At 58.2% G+C, this 14,288-nt stretch carries 13 protein-coding genes; 9 read left to right on the forward strand and 4 right to left on the reverse strand.

The window, feature by feature from the left end; all coding sequences use genetic code 11:
• Nucleotides 1-106 precede the first annotated feature (106 nt).
• Together LVW35_RS04895 and yaaA are read right to left on the reverse strand one after the other, a co-directional pair.
• Nucleotides 107-1,423, reverse strand: coding sequence for a nucleotide sugar dehydrogenase (locus tag LVW35_RS04895; protein WP_233893998.1), 1,317 nt, complete (start codon nucleotides 1,421-1,423; stop codon nucleotides 107-109).
• 899 nt (nucleotides 1,424-2,322) lie between these two features.
• Nucleotides 2,323-3,102, reverse strand: coding sequence for a peroxide stress protein YaaA (gene yaaA, locus LVW35_RS04900; RefSeq protein ID WP_233893999.1), 780 nt, complete (start codon nucleotides 3,100-3,102; stop codon nucleotides 2,323-2,325).
• Between the two features lie 132 nt (nucleotides 3,103-3,234).
• Here yaaA and LVW35_RS04905 point away from each other — a divergent pair, with 132 nt between their 5' ends.
• From LVW35_RS04905 to moaE, 5 genes are all read left to right on the forward strand, one after another.
• Complete coding sequence (locus LVW35_RS04905) at nucleotides 3,235-4,359, forward strand: polysaccharide deacetylase family protein (RefSeq protein ID WP_233894000.1); 1,125 nt, start codon at nucleotides 3,235-3,237, stop codon at nucleotides 4,357-4,359.
• A 341-nt stretch (nucleotides 4,360-4,700) separates the two neighbouring features.
• On the forward strand, nucleotides 4,701-6,095 hold the full coding sequence (locus tag LVW35_RS04910) for a PhoH family protein (protein ID WP_233894001.1): 1,395 nt from the start codon (nucleotides 4,701-4,703) through the stop codon (nucleotides 6,093-6,095).
• A gap of 96 nt (nucleotides 6,096-6,191) precedes the next feature.
• The gene (gene moaC, locus LVW35_RS04915; protein WP_233894002.1) at nucleotides 6,192-6,665 is read left to right on the forward strand and encodes a cyclic pyranopterin monophosphate synthase MoaC; all 474 of its coding nucleotides are present in this window, start codon (nucleotides 6,192-6,194) and stop codon (nucleotides 6,663-6,665) included.
• The gene (moaD, locus tag LVW35_RS04920) at nucleotides 6,662-6,904 is read left to right on the forward strand and encodes a molybdopterin converting factor subunit 1 (protein ID WP_233894003.1); all 243 of its coding nucleotides are present in this window, start codon (nucleotides 6,662-6,664) and stop codon (nucleotides 6,902-6,904) included. Before moaC ends, moaD begins: the two co-directional genes overlap by 4 nt.
• Before the next feature lie 2 nt (nucleotides 6,905-6,906).
• On the forward strand, nucleotides 6,907-7,356 hold the full coding sequence (gene moaE / locus LVW35_RS04925) for a molybdopterin synthase catalytic subunit MoaE (RefSeq protein ID WP_233894005.1): 450 nt from the start codon (nucleotides 6,907-6,909) through the stop codon (nucleotides 7,354-7,356).
• Between the two features lie 53 nt (nucleotides 7,357-7,409).
• Here moaE and rhlB read toward each other — a convergent pair whose 3' ends face one another.
• Together rhlB and LVW35_RS04935 are read right to left on the reverse strand one after the other, a co-directional pair.
• Nucleotides 7,410-8,861, reverse strand: coding sequence for an ATP-dependent RNA helicase RhlB (gene rhlB, locus LVW35_RS04930; protein ID WP_233894006.1), 1,452 nt, complete (start codon nucleotides 8,859-8,861; stop codon nucleotides 7,410-7,412).
• A gap of 102 nt (nucleotides 8,862-8,963) precedes the next feature.
• Nucleotides 8,964-9,620 carry an alpha/beta hydrolase gene (locus LVW35_RS04935; RefSeq protein WP_233894007.1) on the reverse strand — a complete coding sequence of 219 codons (657 nt, stop codon included), beginning with the start codon at nucleotides 9,618-9,620 and terminating at the stop codon, nucleotides 8,964-8,966.
• Nucleotides 9,621-9,966: 346 nt separating this feature from the next.
• Between LVW35_RS04935 and LVW35_RS04940 the strand changes: the two genes are divergently transcribed.
• The 4 genes from LVW35_RS04940 (at nucleotide 9,967) to LVW35_RS04955 (ending at nucleotide 14,136) form a co-directional block, all read left to right on the forward strand.
• Nucleotides 9,967-10,998 carry an amino acid ABC transporter substrate-binding protein gene (locus LVW35_RS04940; RefSeq protein ID WP_233894008.1) on the forward strand — a complete coding sequence of 344 codons (1,032 nt, stop codon included), beginning with the start codon at nucleotides 9,967-9,969 and terminating at the stop codon, nucleotides 10,996-10,998.
• Nucleotides 10,999-11,070: 72 nt separating this feature from the next.
• Complete coding sequence (locus LVW35_RS04945) at nucleotides 11,071-12,252, forward strand: amino acid ABC transporter permease (RefSeq protein WP_233894009.1); 1,182 nt, start codon at nucleotides 11,071-11,073, stop codon at nucleotides 12,250-12,252.
• A gap of 10 nt (nucleotides 12,253-12,262) precedes the next feature.
• Nucleotides 12,263-13,360 (forward strand): amino acid ABC transporter permease, encoded by a 1,098-nt coding sequence (locus LVW35_RS04950; protein ID WP_016978216.1) that lies wholly within the window; start codon nucleotides 12,263-12,265, stop codon nucleotides 13,358-13,360.
• An 11-nt stretch (nucleotides 13,361-13,371) separates the two neighbouring features.
• Nucleotides 13,372-14,136, forward strand: coding sequence for an amino acid ABC transporter ATP-binding protein (locus LVW35_RS04955; RefSeq protein ID WP_003171943.1), 765 nt, complete (start codon nucleotides 13,372-13,374; stop codon nucleotides 14,134-14,136).
• Nucleotides 14,137-14,288: the final 152 nt, after the last annotated feature.

Below are 14,288 nucleotides of genomic sequence, written 5' to 3' on the forward strand. Positions count from 1 at the left end.
AAGCGTCATCCGAAGGTGATGAAAGCGGCGAGCTGCAAGCCGCAAGCTGCAAGTGGAGGTGTCTTTAATTGCAGCTTGCGGCTCGAAACTTGCCGCTGCTCTTCCGTTACCAGCAAATGCCTTCGGTACGACCGGTCGCACTGGTGGCCTTGGACATGAAGCCCACCAGGTCGATCACTTGCTTGCCGTGCGGTGCGTTCTGCGCCAGGGCACGGAATTTCTCATCGCGGTTGCCCAGGATGATCACGTCGGAGTTATTGATCACGTCGTCGAAGTCCGAGTTGAGCAGGGACGACACGTGCGGGATCTTGCCTTCGATGTAGTCCTTGTTCGCGCCGTGGACACGAGCGTACTCGACGTTGCTGTCGTAGATGCTCAGGTCGAAACCCTTGCCGATCAGCATTTCGGCCAGCTCGACCAGTGGGCTTTCGCGCAAGTCATCGGTACCCGCCTTGAAGCTCAGGCCCAACAGGGCGACTTTGCGCTTGTCGTGGCTGGAAACGATGTCGAAGGCGTTCTGTACCTGGGACTCGTTGCTGCGCATCAGCGAGTTCAGCAGCGGCGCTTCCACGTCCAGGGAGCTGGCGCGGTAGGTGAGGGCGCGCACGTCCTTAGGCAGGCACGAACCACCGAAGGCGAAGCCTGGGCGCATGTAGTACTGGGACAGGTTGAGGGTCTTGTCCTGGCAAACCACTTCCATCACTTCGCGACCGTCGACGCCGACAGCCTTGGCAATGTTGCCGATCTCGTTGGCGAAGGTCACTTTGGTGGCGTGCCACACATTGCAGGTGTACTTGATCATCTCGGCAACGGCGATGTCCTTGCGGATGATCGGTGCGTCGAGTTCCTCGTACAGCGATTGCAGGACATCGCCGGAGGCTTTGTCGAACTCGCCGATGACGGTCATTGGTGGCAAGTCGTAGTCAGCGATGGCGGTGGATTCACGCAGGAATTCCGGGTTGACCGCGACACCGAAGTCGACGCCGGCTTTTTTGCCGGAGCAGTCTTCAAGGATCGGGATGACCACGTTGGCCACGGTGCCTGGCAGCACGGTGCTGCGTACGACTACGGTGTGGCGGGTGGCTTTGTCACGCAGGACCAGACCGATTTCGCGGCATACGGCTTCGATGTAATCGAGTTCCAGGTCGCCGTTTTTCTTGCTCGGTGTACCGACGCAAATCATCGACAGGTCGGTATCGCGGATGGCTTCGGCGAAGTTGGTTGTACCGCGCAGTCGGCCTGTTTGAATACCCTGGCTCAACAGCTCGCCCAAGCCCGGTTCAACGATTGGCGATTTGCCGGCATTGATCAGGTCAATCTTGTCCTTGGAGATGTCTACGCCAACCACTTCGTGGCCACGGGCAGACAGGCAACCGGCACATACTGCGCCAACGTAACCGAGACCAAATATGCTGATGCGCATCGCATTTACCTCTTTGTCATTGAAGACTGTATTAATCATGCCAATAATTGGCCGGAGTTCATGTTTGCAAGCGTCACTGAATGCCGCGAAAGTTGGGCGAATAGACGCCGACTTACCGCGTACAGGCATGTTAAATAGTGAGTGACTAACTATTGCACTCAAGTTGTGCGCAACTTGGCCTTGTTATTGGGGCTTGCCCTAAAATGCAGCCGGCCTTCTTGGGGAAGATACCGACGCCAGTGCCACAGGGTGCAGATAGAGGCGAATAGCCCTTAAGTATCAACACCTTGGGTGTCATCACTGACACATTTGGGTAAGCGCTGCCTTGGCCTATAGGGGTTAGCAATTCATCCTTATCGCCGCCCTCAACTCATATCAGTTGATGATATGACCCATGAGTCAAAGTTGATGGGACAACTTCGCTACTTCCTTGGTCGCCATGTAAGTCATCTCTTACAGAAACAGAGAATTTCGTTACCGGTGGTATGAGCCGTGCGTTTAGACGAAGTTCCGGGCCGCTCATCCTGTTTCCGGAAATTTCTTGAAATATTAGGAGAGATGGCACTGGTATTATATTGATAGCACTTGCTATTTGGGCCAGTAGTTATAGGGAGTTGGCGCGCTGGGATAGTTTTGTGCCACTAGTGTTTTAAAAAAGTGGTGCCACTACGAAAAAAATCGACGAATGTCGAGTGAAAGAATTGTTAGAGATGCGTCAGGATATTTTTTGACGCCAAAATAATGACGATTCAGGGGGTGAAACGCGACTAAAAATGTGGGGGCGGGCTTGCTCGCTGATGCTGGGTGTCAGTTGATACATTCATCACTGATGCACCGCTTTCGCGAGCAAGCCCGCTCCCACATTTGATCATCAGCGTCTGTGAGAACGGGGCAGAGCTTTATTCCGGTGCGTGATCGCGCAGGAACACCAGATTGTCCGGCTTCGACTGCTCGGCATTGAAGCGATACCCCTGCACGTCAAACTGCTTGAGCTTCGCCGGGTCGTTGATGCGCTCTTCGATCACAAAGCGGCTCATCATGCCCCGTGCCTTCTTGGCGTAGAAACTGATGATCTTGTACTGGCCGTTCTTCAGGTCCTTGAACTCGGTGTTGATGATCCGCGCGTTCAGGGCGGTGCGCTTGACCGCCGAGAAGTACTCGTTGGAGGCCAGGTTGAGCAACACGTCATCGCCTTGTTCAGTCAGCGCTTCGTTCAGCCATTCGCTGATGCGCGTGCCCCAGAAAGCATACAGGTCCTTGCCACGGGCGTTAGGCAGCTTGGTGCCCATCTCCAGGCGATACGGCATCATCAGGTCCAGCGGGCGCAACAGGCCGTAAAGGCCCGAGAGCATGCGCAGGTGGTCCTGGGCGTAGGTGAAGTCGGCATCACTGAAGGTCTCGGCATTCAGGCCGGTGTACACATCGCCCTTGAATGCCAGCAGCGCTTGTTTGGCGTTGGCCGGGGTGAACGCCGGGGTCCAGCTGCCGAAACGGGCGGCGTTGAGACCGCCGATCTTGTCGGACACGTGCATCAATTCGCTGATCTGTGCCGGGCTGAACTCGCGCAGTTGCTCGATCAGTTCCTGAGAATGGTCCAGGTACTGCGGCTGGGTAAAGCGCTGGGTCGCGGGTGCGGTCTCGAAATCGAGGGTTTTGGCGGGTGAAATCACCATCAGCATGAAGTCGTCTCCTGTAATCGGGGCTCGTAGCGTGGGCAGGATTCTAGGGGGTTGGGCAGTTCGACTCCACCTATGATGGCGATAGGCATGATCCGCTATGATGGTCGACGACTCTGGAAAGGGAGACCCCGTGTGCGAATAGCGCTTTTGTTGTCGGCATTTTTGTTATGCCTGAATGCCCAGGCGGCGCCCGTGGATGTGGCCAGCCTGGACCGTGGCACCTGGCCCGAAAAACTCGGCAGCCCGGCGCTGTTCGACGTGGCCTCGCGCGCGGAGATTCTGATGTTCGCCCACAGCCTGCTGGCCAGCGAGAATCAGGATGAAGCCGCGCTTAAACAGCGCCTGGGCCTGAAAATCATCAACCTGGCCTCCATCGACGACCTGCGCCGGCAGCTCTGGCAGCGCCTGCTGGAGAACTACACCTTTGCCCAGCAGAGCTGCGAGGTAGATGCCTCGTTCTGCTACTTGGTGGAGAGCATGGACGATCTACGCGAGCAGGCCGGCAAGTTCGAGGTCAGTGAAAACTCCTTCTATATAGGCTGGGCCGGCCCGAGTCATGTTTTCCATGAGCGTTATCTGGACGAGTTACTGCGCAAGGCCGCGCTGTTCCCGCAGATCAGCAGTGAAATCGCACGTTTCGGCGACCATGAGCGCAATGGCGATGAATTCAACGACCGCCTGTTCCTGCTCACCTTTGACGGCGGCCCCGCGCCAGTCAGCGGCAATACCGACTGGCTCACCGACTACTTGCGCAAGCAAAAGATGACGGCCACGTTCTTCGCCCTCGGCAGCAGCCTGCAAGCCCGTGTCGAGCGCAGTTCCGTGGCTGATGTGCAGGCGCTGTATCAAGGGCAATGTGTGGGCACCCAGGGTTGGCAGTACCGTGCTCACAGCCATTGGGTCGAGTGGCAGAGTTCAATCACCCGCAGCGCGTCACTGGCGCAAAACCTGATGCCGGAAAACTACGTGCCGTTGTTCCGTCCGCCCTATGGGCAGCGTCGCGCAGACAGTCAAGGCTTTTTCCAGGCCCAAGGCTTGCAGGTGGCATTGTGGGACATCGACTCCCAGGACGAACCGGGCAAGCTCAAGGCCGATGAGTCGGCGCAACGGGTGCTGACCTTGATGCTGCTGTGGCGCAAAGGCGTGATTGTGTTTCATGACACCCAGGACAAGGCACGGGTCGCTTTGCCCATGCTGTTACAGGCGACGGCGCAGAGTGGTCTGGGTTGGCAGGACTGCCGAGAGGCGTTTCGCTGAAAATGCCCGGCCCTGTTGGGGTTTATGCATTTTTGGGGTGATTTTGTGCGACGTTTCGATGCAGGCGGACTTCCGACTTTAGCGGGGTACGGGGTACTCGGCTAGTGCTATTCGTCATCCTGAAAAATAAACTTCAAAAAAGCGTCAAAGTGCTTTTTCCTGTCATGGGTTTTGCGGTATTACGAAGTCAGATCGCCGAACCCTGCAGCACAGGTGGCGTCTTCCAAGACTCCTCATGTGGGCACTGCGCTTGACGTCACTCAGGTGCAGTCGGTGGTCGAATCGAGGCGCAGCACCGCCCAGGTATTGCGTCGAATGGCTCCCACAAAAGGTGACCGAGTATGGATGATCATGGACGTAACCCTTCTTCCGACCAGCCAATCCTTTATGTGCTTGATACCAACGTACTGATCCACGATCCAAACGCACTGCTCAACTTCGAAGAACACCACGTCGCCATCCCGATGATCGTGCTTGAGGAGCTCGACAAACTCAAAAGCGGGCACCACAGCGTTGCCGCCGAATGTCGCCAGGCTATCCGCCTGATCGACAAGACATTGGGCGAAGCGTCGCCGGAGGACGTCGAAGTCGGCGTACCGATCCAGCGTGGTAAAAGCGGACCCAAGGGCTTGCTGTCGATTCTGATGAGCAAGCGCAGCGAGCCCAACAGCCTGCTGCCGGAGAATCTGAACGACAACAAAATCATCAACCAATTGATCGACCTGCACGCGCGCCACAAGGACCTGCGTCTGGTGCTGGTGACCAAAGACATCAATATGCGCCTCAAGGCACGAGCGTGTGGGATCGCTGCCGAGGACTACAGTACCGACCAACTGGTCGACGATGTGTCGATGCTCTCCCGTGGGTATCACACGGTGACGGGTTCTTTCTGGGACCTGGTCAGCAAGGTCGAAACCCGTCAGGACCATGGCCGCACCTGGCACCAGGTGCAGCTGATCGACAACCTGCCGGCCGTGCACATCAACGAGTTCATCATTGACGAACAGGGCTTTGTGGGTTGGATCAAAGAGATCCAGGTCGACAAGTTGCTGATTCTCGACCTGCATCAGGAACCCCTGTTGCACCAGGAAGCCTGGGGCCTGAAACCGCGTGACATCTACCAGAGCCTGGCGCTGTATGCGCTGCTCGACCCGGATATCCACCTGGTCAACCTGACCGGTGCTGCCGGTTCCGGTAAAACCATTCTCGCCCTGGCTGCCGCCATCGAGCAGACCATGGTGACCAAGCGCTATCGCCGCATCATCGCCACCCGCAGTGTGCAGGGCCTGGACCAGGAAATCGGCTTCCTGCCCGGCACCGAAGCGGAAAAAATGGAGCCGTGGCTGGGGGCGATCACCGACAACCTCGAAGCCTTGCACATGGATGACGAAAACACCCATGGCAGCGTCGACTACATCCTCAGCAAAGTGCCGTTGCAGTTCAAATCCCTCAACTACATCCGAGGCCGCAGCTTCCAGCAAAGTCTGATCTTGATCGATGAATGCCAGAACCTTACCCCGCACCAGATGAAAACCATCATCACCCGTGCCGGTGCTGGCTCAAAAGTGGTGTGCCTGGGCAACCTGGCACAGATCGACACCCCTTACCTGTCCGCGACCAGCTCCGGGCTGACCTACCTGACGGAACGCTTCAAAGACTTCCCGAACGGCGTGCACATTGCGCTTCAGGGCGTCCCACGTTCGATTCTGGCTGAATACGCAGAGTCGCATCTCTGAGTCGCAAGCTTTAAGCTACAAGCTGCAAGCGGACCGAGTGAGCTTTTCACTTGCCGCTTGCAGCTTGTAGCTTTTTTGCTGCCTCAAGGAGGCCCCGTGCTGACTCACCTCGATTCCCAAGGTCGCGCCCATATGGTCGACGTCACCGACAAGTCCGTGACGTTCCGTGAGGCGGTGGCCGAAGCGCGTGTGCGCATGCTGCCCGAGACCCTGCAAATGATTGTCGACGGCGTCCATCCCAAGGGCGACGTATTTGCCGTGGCCCGCATCGCCGGGATCCAGGCGGCGAAAAAAACCAGTGACTTGATCCCTCTCTGTCACCCGTTGATGTTGACGGGCGTCAAGGTTGAACTGAGTGCCGATGGCGCAGACTCGGTGCATATCCTGGCGCGCTGCAAACTCTCAGGCCAGACCGGCGTGGAAATGGAGGCGTTGACCGCCGCCAGCGTCGCTGCATTGACCATCTACGACATGTGCAAGGCTGTGGATCGCGGTATGACCATCGAAAACATTCGCCTGCTGGAAAAGCTCGGCGGTAAGAGCGGGCACTTCAAGGCGGACCAGGCATGAGCATCAACGTATTGTTTTTTGCGCGTTACGCCGAGGCGGTGGGTTTTGACTCGCTGGAGATGGAAGGTGATTTCGCCACCGTTGATGCGGTGCGCCTCGCGCTGGCCAGTGATCCGGAATTCGCAGTACTCAATGAATCCAGCCTGATGTGCGCCCGTAACGAAGAAATGTGCAGCCTCGACGAGCCGCTGCAACCTGGCGACGAAGTGGCGTTCTTCCCTCCTGTGACCGGAGGCTGATCATGGCCATTCGTGTCCAGGTTCAGGCGTTTGATCCCGGTGCTGAAGTCAACGCCATGCATGCGGCCAATGTCGGCGTGGGCGCGGTGGTAAGTTTTGTTGGCTACGTGCGCGACTTCAATGACGGCCTGGATGTCGCGGGGATGTTTCTGGAGCACTACCCCGGTATGACCGAAAAGGCCCTGGCCAAGATAGCCGTGGAGGCTGAACAGCGCTGGCCTTTGCTCAAGTTGGAAGTGCTGCACCGCATCGGCGCGCTGGAGCCGGGTGAGCCGATTGTGTTTGTTGCGGCCGCCAGCGCACACCGGCAGGCGGCGTTTGATGCCTGTGCGTTTGTGATGGATTACCTGAAGACGCGGGCGCCGTTCTGGAAGAAGGAAAGTACCAGTGAGGGGCCACGCTGGGTGGAAGGGCGGCACAGCGATCAAGCTGCAGCAGACCGCTGGAAATAAACAGACCCCTGTAGGATCCGGCAAGCCGGCTCCTACAGGAGTTAGCAGCGCATTCAGCTAGGGCGCTTACGCTCCACAGCCCGCAGCAAATGCGTCGGCGGCGTCTCACAACTGATCTTGCGCCCCAGCAACGCCTCGATTGACGGCAACTGGTACGAGTCATCCTCACCGGCGAAGCTGATCGACACACCCGCCGCCCCGGCCCGCCCGGTGCGGCCAATGCGGTGCACGTAGTCGTCCGGCACTTCCGGCAGGGTGAAGTTGATCACGTGGCTGATGCCATCAATGTGAATCCCGCGACCTGCCACGTCAGTGGCCACCAATACACGGATCTTGCCTTCGCGGAAGCCTTCCAGCGTCTTGATACGCTTGTGCTGTGGCACATCGCCGGACAGTTGCGCGGCGTTCACACCATCACGCACCAGTCGTTCCTCGATGCGGCGCACTTCGTCCTTGCGGTTGGCGAACACCATCACGCGCTCCCAACCGTTGTCGTTGACCAGGTTGTAAAGCAGCTTGTACTTGTCGGCACCGGCCACGGCATAGATGTGTTGCTCGACGTTTTCGCTGGCGACGTTTTCCGCCTCGATCTCGACGATGGACGGGTCGGTGGTCCACTGCTTGGCGAGGTTCATCACGTCTTCGGTGAAGGTCGCGGAGAACAGCAGGGTCTGACGCTCGGATTTCGGTGGGGTCTGGCGAATGATCTGGCGCACTTGTGGGATGAAACCCATGTCGAGCATGCGGTCGGCTTCGTCCAGCACCATTACTTCGACCATGTCCAAGTGCACGTCGCCGCGCTGGTTGAAGTCCAGCAGGCGGCCCGGCGTGGCGACCAGAATGTCGCAGTGACGGGCTTCAAGGTGCTTGAGCTGCTTGTCGAAGTCCATGCCACCGACGAAGGTCATCACGTTGAGGCCGGTGTACTTGGTCAGGTCGGCGGCGTCCTTGGCGATCTGTACCACCAGCTCCCGGGTCGGGGCGATGATCAGTGCGCGCGGCTCACCCATGTAGCGTTCTTTCGGCGGCGGCGTTTGCAGCAGTTGGGTGATGATCGAGATCAGGAACGCGGCGGTCTTGCCGGTGCCGGTCTGGGCGCGGCCGATGGCGTCTTTGCCGGCCAGGGTGAAGCCCAGCACCTGCGCCTGGATCGGCGTGCAGTAAGGGAAACCCAGGTCCTGGATGGCATGCATCAGTTCCGGGGCCAGCTTGAAGTCGTGGAAGCGGGTCTTGCCTTCCTGGGGCTCGACGACGAAGTCTTCAAGTTTCCAAGGGATCACGGGCGGTTTTGGCGCACGCTCACGGCGCGGCTTGGGCGCCGGTGCGGCTTCTTTAATCGTTTCAGGCGGTGTCACCTTAGGCGTCCTGGGCTGGGCGGCAGGCGCAGTCGGCTCGGGCTGTTTACTGCCATTGCGGCTGCCGGTTGCCGGGGCAGGAGCACTGGGAACAGGCGCGAGCGGCTCGGCCTCGCTTTTGCCGAACATCTTCTTGAGTGCTTCGAGCACGGTGATCTCATTAATTGGTTAAGGAATATACGCCGGCCAGTGTAATGCAAGAATCGGGCGCGGCGTAGTGCGTCTGTCATACGGCTACATAAACGGTGGGTTTCAGCCCAGGCGAGCGGTCAACCAGGCACCGATATCGCGGATCTCCTCGGGTAACACTTCGTGGCCCATTGGGTATTCCTGCCATGTCACGGTGACACCACGGGTTTTCAAATGCTCGTAGGCGCTGCGGCCCATGGCGTTCTGCACCACATCATCGTACTGGCCGTGCAGGCACAGCGCGGGAATGCGCTGTTGGCTGGCGGATAATTCCAGTTCATCACTGAAGGTCGGCGCATAAGTGGAGAGGGCGATCACGCCACCCAATGGGCCTTCCCAATTCAGGAATGCGGTGTGAAAAACCACGGCGCCGCCTTGGGAAAAACCCGCGAGGAAAATCCGCGACGCGTCTATTCCGGTTCTCTTCTGCGACTCGATCAAATCCGTGACCATCTTGGCCGAGACTTCCAACTCTTCCAGGCTGATAGACCGCGCCGGGCTCATGGCCTTGATGTCGTACCAACTGGGCATTTCATAGCCGCCATTGATGGTCACCGGCCGAGTCGGCGCCTGAGGCAAAACGAAGCGGGTGGTCAGCAAGCTTTCCTGCAGCGCTTCGGCCACTGGCAGGAAGTCGTAGCGATCGGCACCCAGGCCATGCAACCAGATTACGCAGGCGTCTGCGGGCTTGGCGGGCTGAAGAATCAAGGGTTCGCTCATGTCTGCTCCATTAATGTGCGTGCGCTCCGATTAAGTGCGACGGAACGGTGCGCGACAAGTTGATCTGTTAAGAAGATGTCGCAAGGTTGAATCTTTTTCTATTGACCCAGGGCTGAATCGACTCGACCGGCACTCTGGTACGGGCCTTGCTATGTGTTGAACGATGTCAGCGCTATCTCAGAACGGTAACACTATCAGTGACTGCCGCTTGGGGGATAGCAACTGGAATTACTGCGACAACTTCATGCCGCTTGACCCTAAAAAAAGCCAACACGGGTCGATATCGCCTCATAAGGGTGCGCTGAGGTTCGAGCTCCGACACAACAAGAGCAAACTGGAGGTTTGAATGAAGGTATTGAAATCCACCCTGGCCATCGTTTCTGCGGCGGCCGTACTGGGTGTCAGTGGTTTCGCCCAAGCTGGCGCCACTCTGGACGCCGTGCAGAAGAAAGGCTTTGTGCAATGTGGCGTGAGTGACGGTCTGCCGGGTTTCTCGGTTCCGGATGCCAGCGGCAAGATCCTCGGGATCGACGCTGACGTGTGCCGCGCCGTGGCCGCTGCCGTTTTCGGCGACGCTACCAAGGTCAAATTCAGCCAGTTGAATGCCAAGGAGCGTTTCACCGCGCTTCAGTCCGGCGAAGTCGACATTCTCTCCCGTAACACCACCATGACCAGCTCCCGCGACGCCGGCATGGGCCTGAAATTCCCAGGCTTCATCACCTACTACGACGGCATCGGCTTCCTGGTAAACAACAAGCTGGGCGTGAAAAGTGCCAAGGAACTGGACGGTGCAACCATCTGCATCCAGGCCGGTACCACCACTGAGCTGAACGTTTCCGACTACTTCCGTGGCAACGGCCTCAAATACACCCCGATCACCTTCGACACCTCCGACGAAAGCGCCAAGTCGCTGGAATCCGGTCGTTGCGACGTACTGACCTCCGACAAGTCCCAACTGTTCGCCCAGCGCAGCAAGCTGGCCGCGCCTAAGGACTACGTGGTTCTGCCGGAAACCATTTCCAAAGAACCGTTGGGCCCGGTCGTGCGTAACGGCGACGACGAGTGGCTGGCCATCGTGCGCTGGGTAGGCTATGCCATGCTCAACGCTGAAGAAGCCGGTATCACCTCGAAAAACGTTGAAGCGGAAGCCAAGTCCACCAAAAACCCGGACGTTGCGCGTCTGCTCGGTGCTGACGGCGAATACGGCAAAGACCTGAAAGTGAAGAAAGATTGGGTCGTGCAGATCGTCAAGCAAGTCGGTAACTACGGTGAAGTGTTCGAGCGCAACCTCGGTAAAAGCACCCCGCTGGAAATCGACCGTGGCCTGAACGCGCTGTGGAACAACGGCGGCATTCAATACGCACCTCCTGTGCGCTGATCGCTGATGGTTCTGTCACCCGGTGGGCCAACCGCCGGGTGATGTTCTGTTCCATTATTTGCGGGGCACTTCATGCAAAATCAAATCGGCGCACCAAAGCAGAAGCTCAGCTTCAGCGACCCCAAAGTGCGTGCGTGGCTCTTCCAGATCATCACGATTGTGGCGGTGGTCTCGCTGGGCTGGTACCTCTTCAACAATACCCAGACCAACCTTCAGCACCGGGGCATTACCTCGGGTTTCGACTTTCTTGAACGCAGTGCCGGCTTCGGCATCGCGCAGCATTTGATCGATTACACCGAATCGGACAGCTATGCCCGGGTCTTCGTAATCGGTTTGCTCAATACCTTACTGGTGACCTTTATCGGCGTGATCCTGGCGACCCTGCTCGGGTTTGTCATTGGCGTGGCGCGGTTGTCGCCGAACTGGATGATCAACAAGCTGGCCACCGTGTATGTGGAAGTGTTCCGCAACATCCCGCCACTGCTGCAAATCCTGTTCTGGTACTTCGCGGTGTTCCTGACCATGCCGGGGCCGCGTAACAGCCATAACTTCGGCGATACCTTTTTCGTCAGCAGCCGTGGCCTGAACATGCCGGCAGCGATTGCCGCTGACGGGTTCTGGCCGTTTGTGGTCAGCGTTGTGGTGGCCATTGTCGCGATCGTGCTGATGGCGCGTTGGGCCAACAAGCGTTTTGAAGCGACCGGCGTCCCGTTCCATAAATTCTGGGCGGGCCTGGCGCTGTTCATCGTGATCCCGGCGTTGTGCGCCTTGATTTTTGGCGCGCCGCTGCACTGGGAAATGCCCAAGCTGCAAGGCTTCAACTTTGTCGGTGGCTGGGTACTCATCCCTGAACTGCTGGCACTGACCCTGGCGCTTACCGTGTATACGGCAGCGTTTATCGCCGAGATCGTGCGTTCGGGGATCAAGTCCGTCAGCCATGGCCAGACCGAAGCCGCGCGCTCCCTGGGCCTGCGCCCTGGGCCGACGCTGCGCAAGGTCATCATTCCGCAGGCCCTGCGAGTGATCATCCCGCCGCTGACCAGCCAATACCTGAACCTGGCGAAAAACTCGTCGCTGGCCGCCGGTATCGGTTACCCGGAAATGGTTTCGCTATTTGCCGGCACGGTGCTCAACCAGACCGGCCAGGCCATCGAAGTCATTGCCATCACCATGAGCGTGTACCTGGCGATCAGCATCAGTATTTCCCTGCTGATGAACTGGTACAACAAGCGCATTGCGCTGATCGAGCGGTGAGGAAACGCCCATGAGTTCACATACTTTCAAACCGGATATGCCGCCGCCGAACAAAGTGTTCGGGCCGATGGCATGGATGCGCGCCAATCTGTTTTCCAGCTGGCTCAATACCCTGCTGACGCTGTTGGCGTTCTACCTGATCTACCTGGTGGTGCCGCCGATTCTGAGCTGGGCGATCATCGACGCCAACTGGGTCGGCACCACCCGCGCCGATTGCACCAAAGAGGGCGCTTGCTGGGTGTTTATCCAACAACGCTTCGGGCAGTTCATGTATGGCTACTACCCCGGCGACCTGCGCTGGCGCGTGGACCTGACCGTGTGGCTGGCCATCGTCGGTGTGGCGCCGTTGTTTATCTCGCGCTTCCAGCGCAAGGCGGTCTACGGCCTGAGCTTTCTGGTACTGTACCCGATCATCGCATTCTTCCTGCTGCACGGTGGGGCTTTTGGCCTGACCAACGTGGCGACCAGCCAATGGGGCGGCCTGATGCTGACCCTGGTAATTGCCACTGTCGGCATCGCTGGTGCCTTGCCGCTAGGCATCATGCTCGCGTTGGGGCGGCGCTCAAACATGCCGGCGATTCGGGTGGTCTGCGTGACCTTCATCGAATTCTGGCGCGGCGTGCCGTTGATCACCGTGCTCTTCATGTCCTCGGTGATGCTGCCGTTGTTCCTGCCGGAAGGCATGGGCATCGACAAACTGCTGCGGGCGCTGATCGGCGTGATCCTGTTCCAGTCGGCCTACGTGGCTGAAGTGGTGCGCGGTGGCTTGCAGGCGATTCCCAAAGGTCAATACGAAGCCGCCGCCGCGATGGGGTTGGGTTACTGGCGCAGCATGGGCCTGGTGATTCTGCCGCAAGCCCTGAAGATGGTTATCCCCGGCATCGTTAACACCTTTATCGCGTTGTTCAAGGACACCAGCCTTGTGATCATCATCGGCCTGTTCGACCTGCTCAACAGCGTCAAGCAAGCCGCCGCCGACCCTAAATGGTTGGGCATGGCCACCGAAGGCTACGTGTTCGCGGCCCTGGTGTTCTGGATTTTCTGTTTTGGTATGTCGCGCTATTCCATTCATTTGGAACACAAGCTCGACACTGGCCACAAGCGTTAGGAGTTGTTGTTATGAGCGAAGCGATCAAACAGCCTGTGAGCCCTGAAGGCATTATCCAGATGCAGGGCGTCAACAAGTGGTACGGCCAGTTCCACGTGTTGAAAGACATCAACCTCAACGTCAAGCAGGGTGAGCGTATCGTGCTGTGCGGCCCGTCGGGTTCGGGCAAGTCCACCACCATCCGCTGCCTCAACCGCCTGGAAGAACACCAGCAGGGCCGCATTGTGGTGGATGGCGTGGAACTGACCAACGACCTCAAGCAGATCGAAGCGATCCGCCGTGAAGTCGGCATGGTGTTCCAGCACTTCAACCTGTTCCCGCACCTGACCATCCTGCAGAACTGCACGCTGGCGCCGATGTGGGTGCGCAAGATGCCCAAGCGCAAGGCCGAAGAAATCGCCATGCATTATCTCGAGCGTGTGCGTATCCCGGAGCAGGCTCACAAGTTTCCGGGGCAACTGTCCGGTGGCCAGCAACAGCGTGTGGCGATTGCCCGCGCGCTGTGCATGAAGCCGAAAATCATGCTGTTCGACGAGCCGACGTCGGCACTCGATCCGGAAATGGTGAAAGAGGTACTGGACACCATGATCGGTCTGGCCGAAGACGGCATGACCATGTTGTGCGTGACCCACGAAATGGGCTTTGCGCGCACCGTGGCCAACCGCGTGATCTTCATGGACAAGGGCGAGATCGTGGAACAGGCGGCGCCGAATGACTTCTTCGACAACCCGCAGAATGACCGGACCAAGTTGTTCTTGAGCCAGATTTTGCATTGATCGATGGTTGAACAAATAAACCCGGCCTGGTGCCGGGTTTATTTTTGCCACTTGGTTTTTGTCAGGAGGCTTGTGTTGCTCCTTTACCCGCCCAATAACCCTAGTGCGTTGCCTTTGTAGACAGCTCCGAATAGGCTGTAGGAAAATTCATC

The sequence above is a fragment of the Pseudomonas sp. HN11 genome, assembly GCF_021390155.1.
In the GTDB taxonomy this organism is placed as follows: Bacteria; Pseudomonadota; Gammaproteobacteria; order Pseudomonadales; family Pseudomonadaceae; genus Aquipseudomonas.

Bases quoted from the DNA above. Each gene is read 5' to 3' on its own strand.
- LVW35_RS04895 (WP_233893998.1), bottom strand. From the start codon at position 1,423: ATGCGCATCAGCATATTTGGTCTCGGTTACGTTGGCGCAGTATGTGCC.
- yaaA (WP_233893999.1), bottom strand. From the start codon at position 3,102: ATGCTGATGGTGATTTCACCCGCCAAAACCCTCGATTTCGAGACCGCA.
- LVW35_RS04910 (WP_233894001.1), top strand. From the start codon at position 4,701: ATGGATGATCATGGACGTAACCCTTCTTCCGACCAGCCAATCCTTTAT.
- moaD (WP_233894003.1), top strand. From the start codon at position 6,662: ATGAGCATCAACGTATTGTTTTTTGCGCGTTACGCCGAGGCGGTGGGT.
- moaE (WP_233894005.1), top strand. From the start codon at position 6,907: ATGGCCATTCGTGTCCAGGTTCAGGCGTTTGATCCCGGTGCTGAAGTC.
- LVW35_RS04935 (WP_233894007.1), bottom strand. From the start codon at position 9,620: ATGAGCGAACCCTTGATTCTTCAGCCCGCCAAGCCCGCAGACGCCTGC.
- LVW35_RS04940 (WP_233894008.1), top strand. From the start codon at position 9,967: ATGAAGGTATTGAAATCCACCCTGGCCATCGTTTCTGCGGCGGCCGTA.
- LVW35_RS04945 (WP_233894009.1), top strand. From the start codon at position 11,071: ATGCAAAATCAAATCGGCGCACCAAAGCAGAAGCTCAGCTTCAGCGAC.
- LVW35_RS04950 (WP_016978216.1), top strand. From the start codon at position 12,263: ATGAGTTCACATACTTTCAAACCGGATATGCCGCCGCCGAACAAAGTG.
- LVW35_RS04955 (WP_003171943.1), top strand. From the start codon at position 13,372: ATGAGCGAAGCGATCAAACAGCCTGTGAGCCCTGAAGGCATTATCCAG.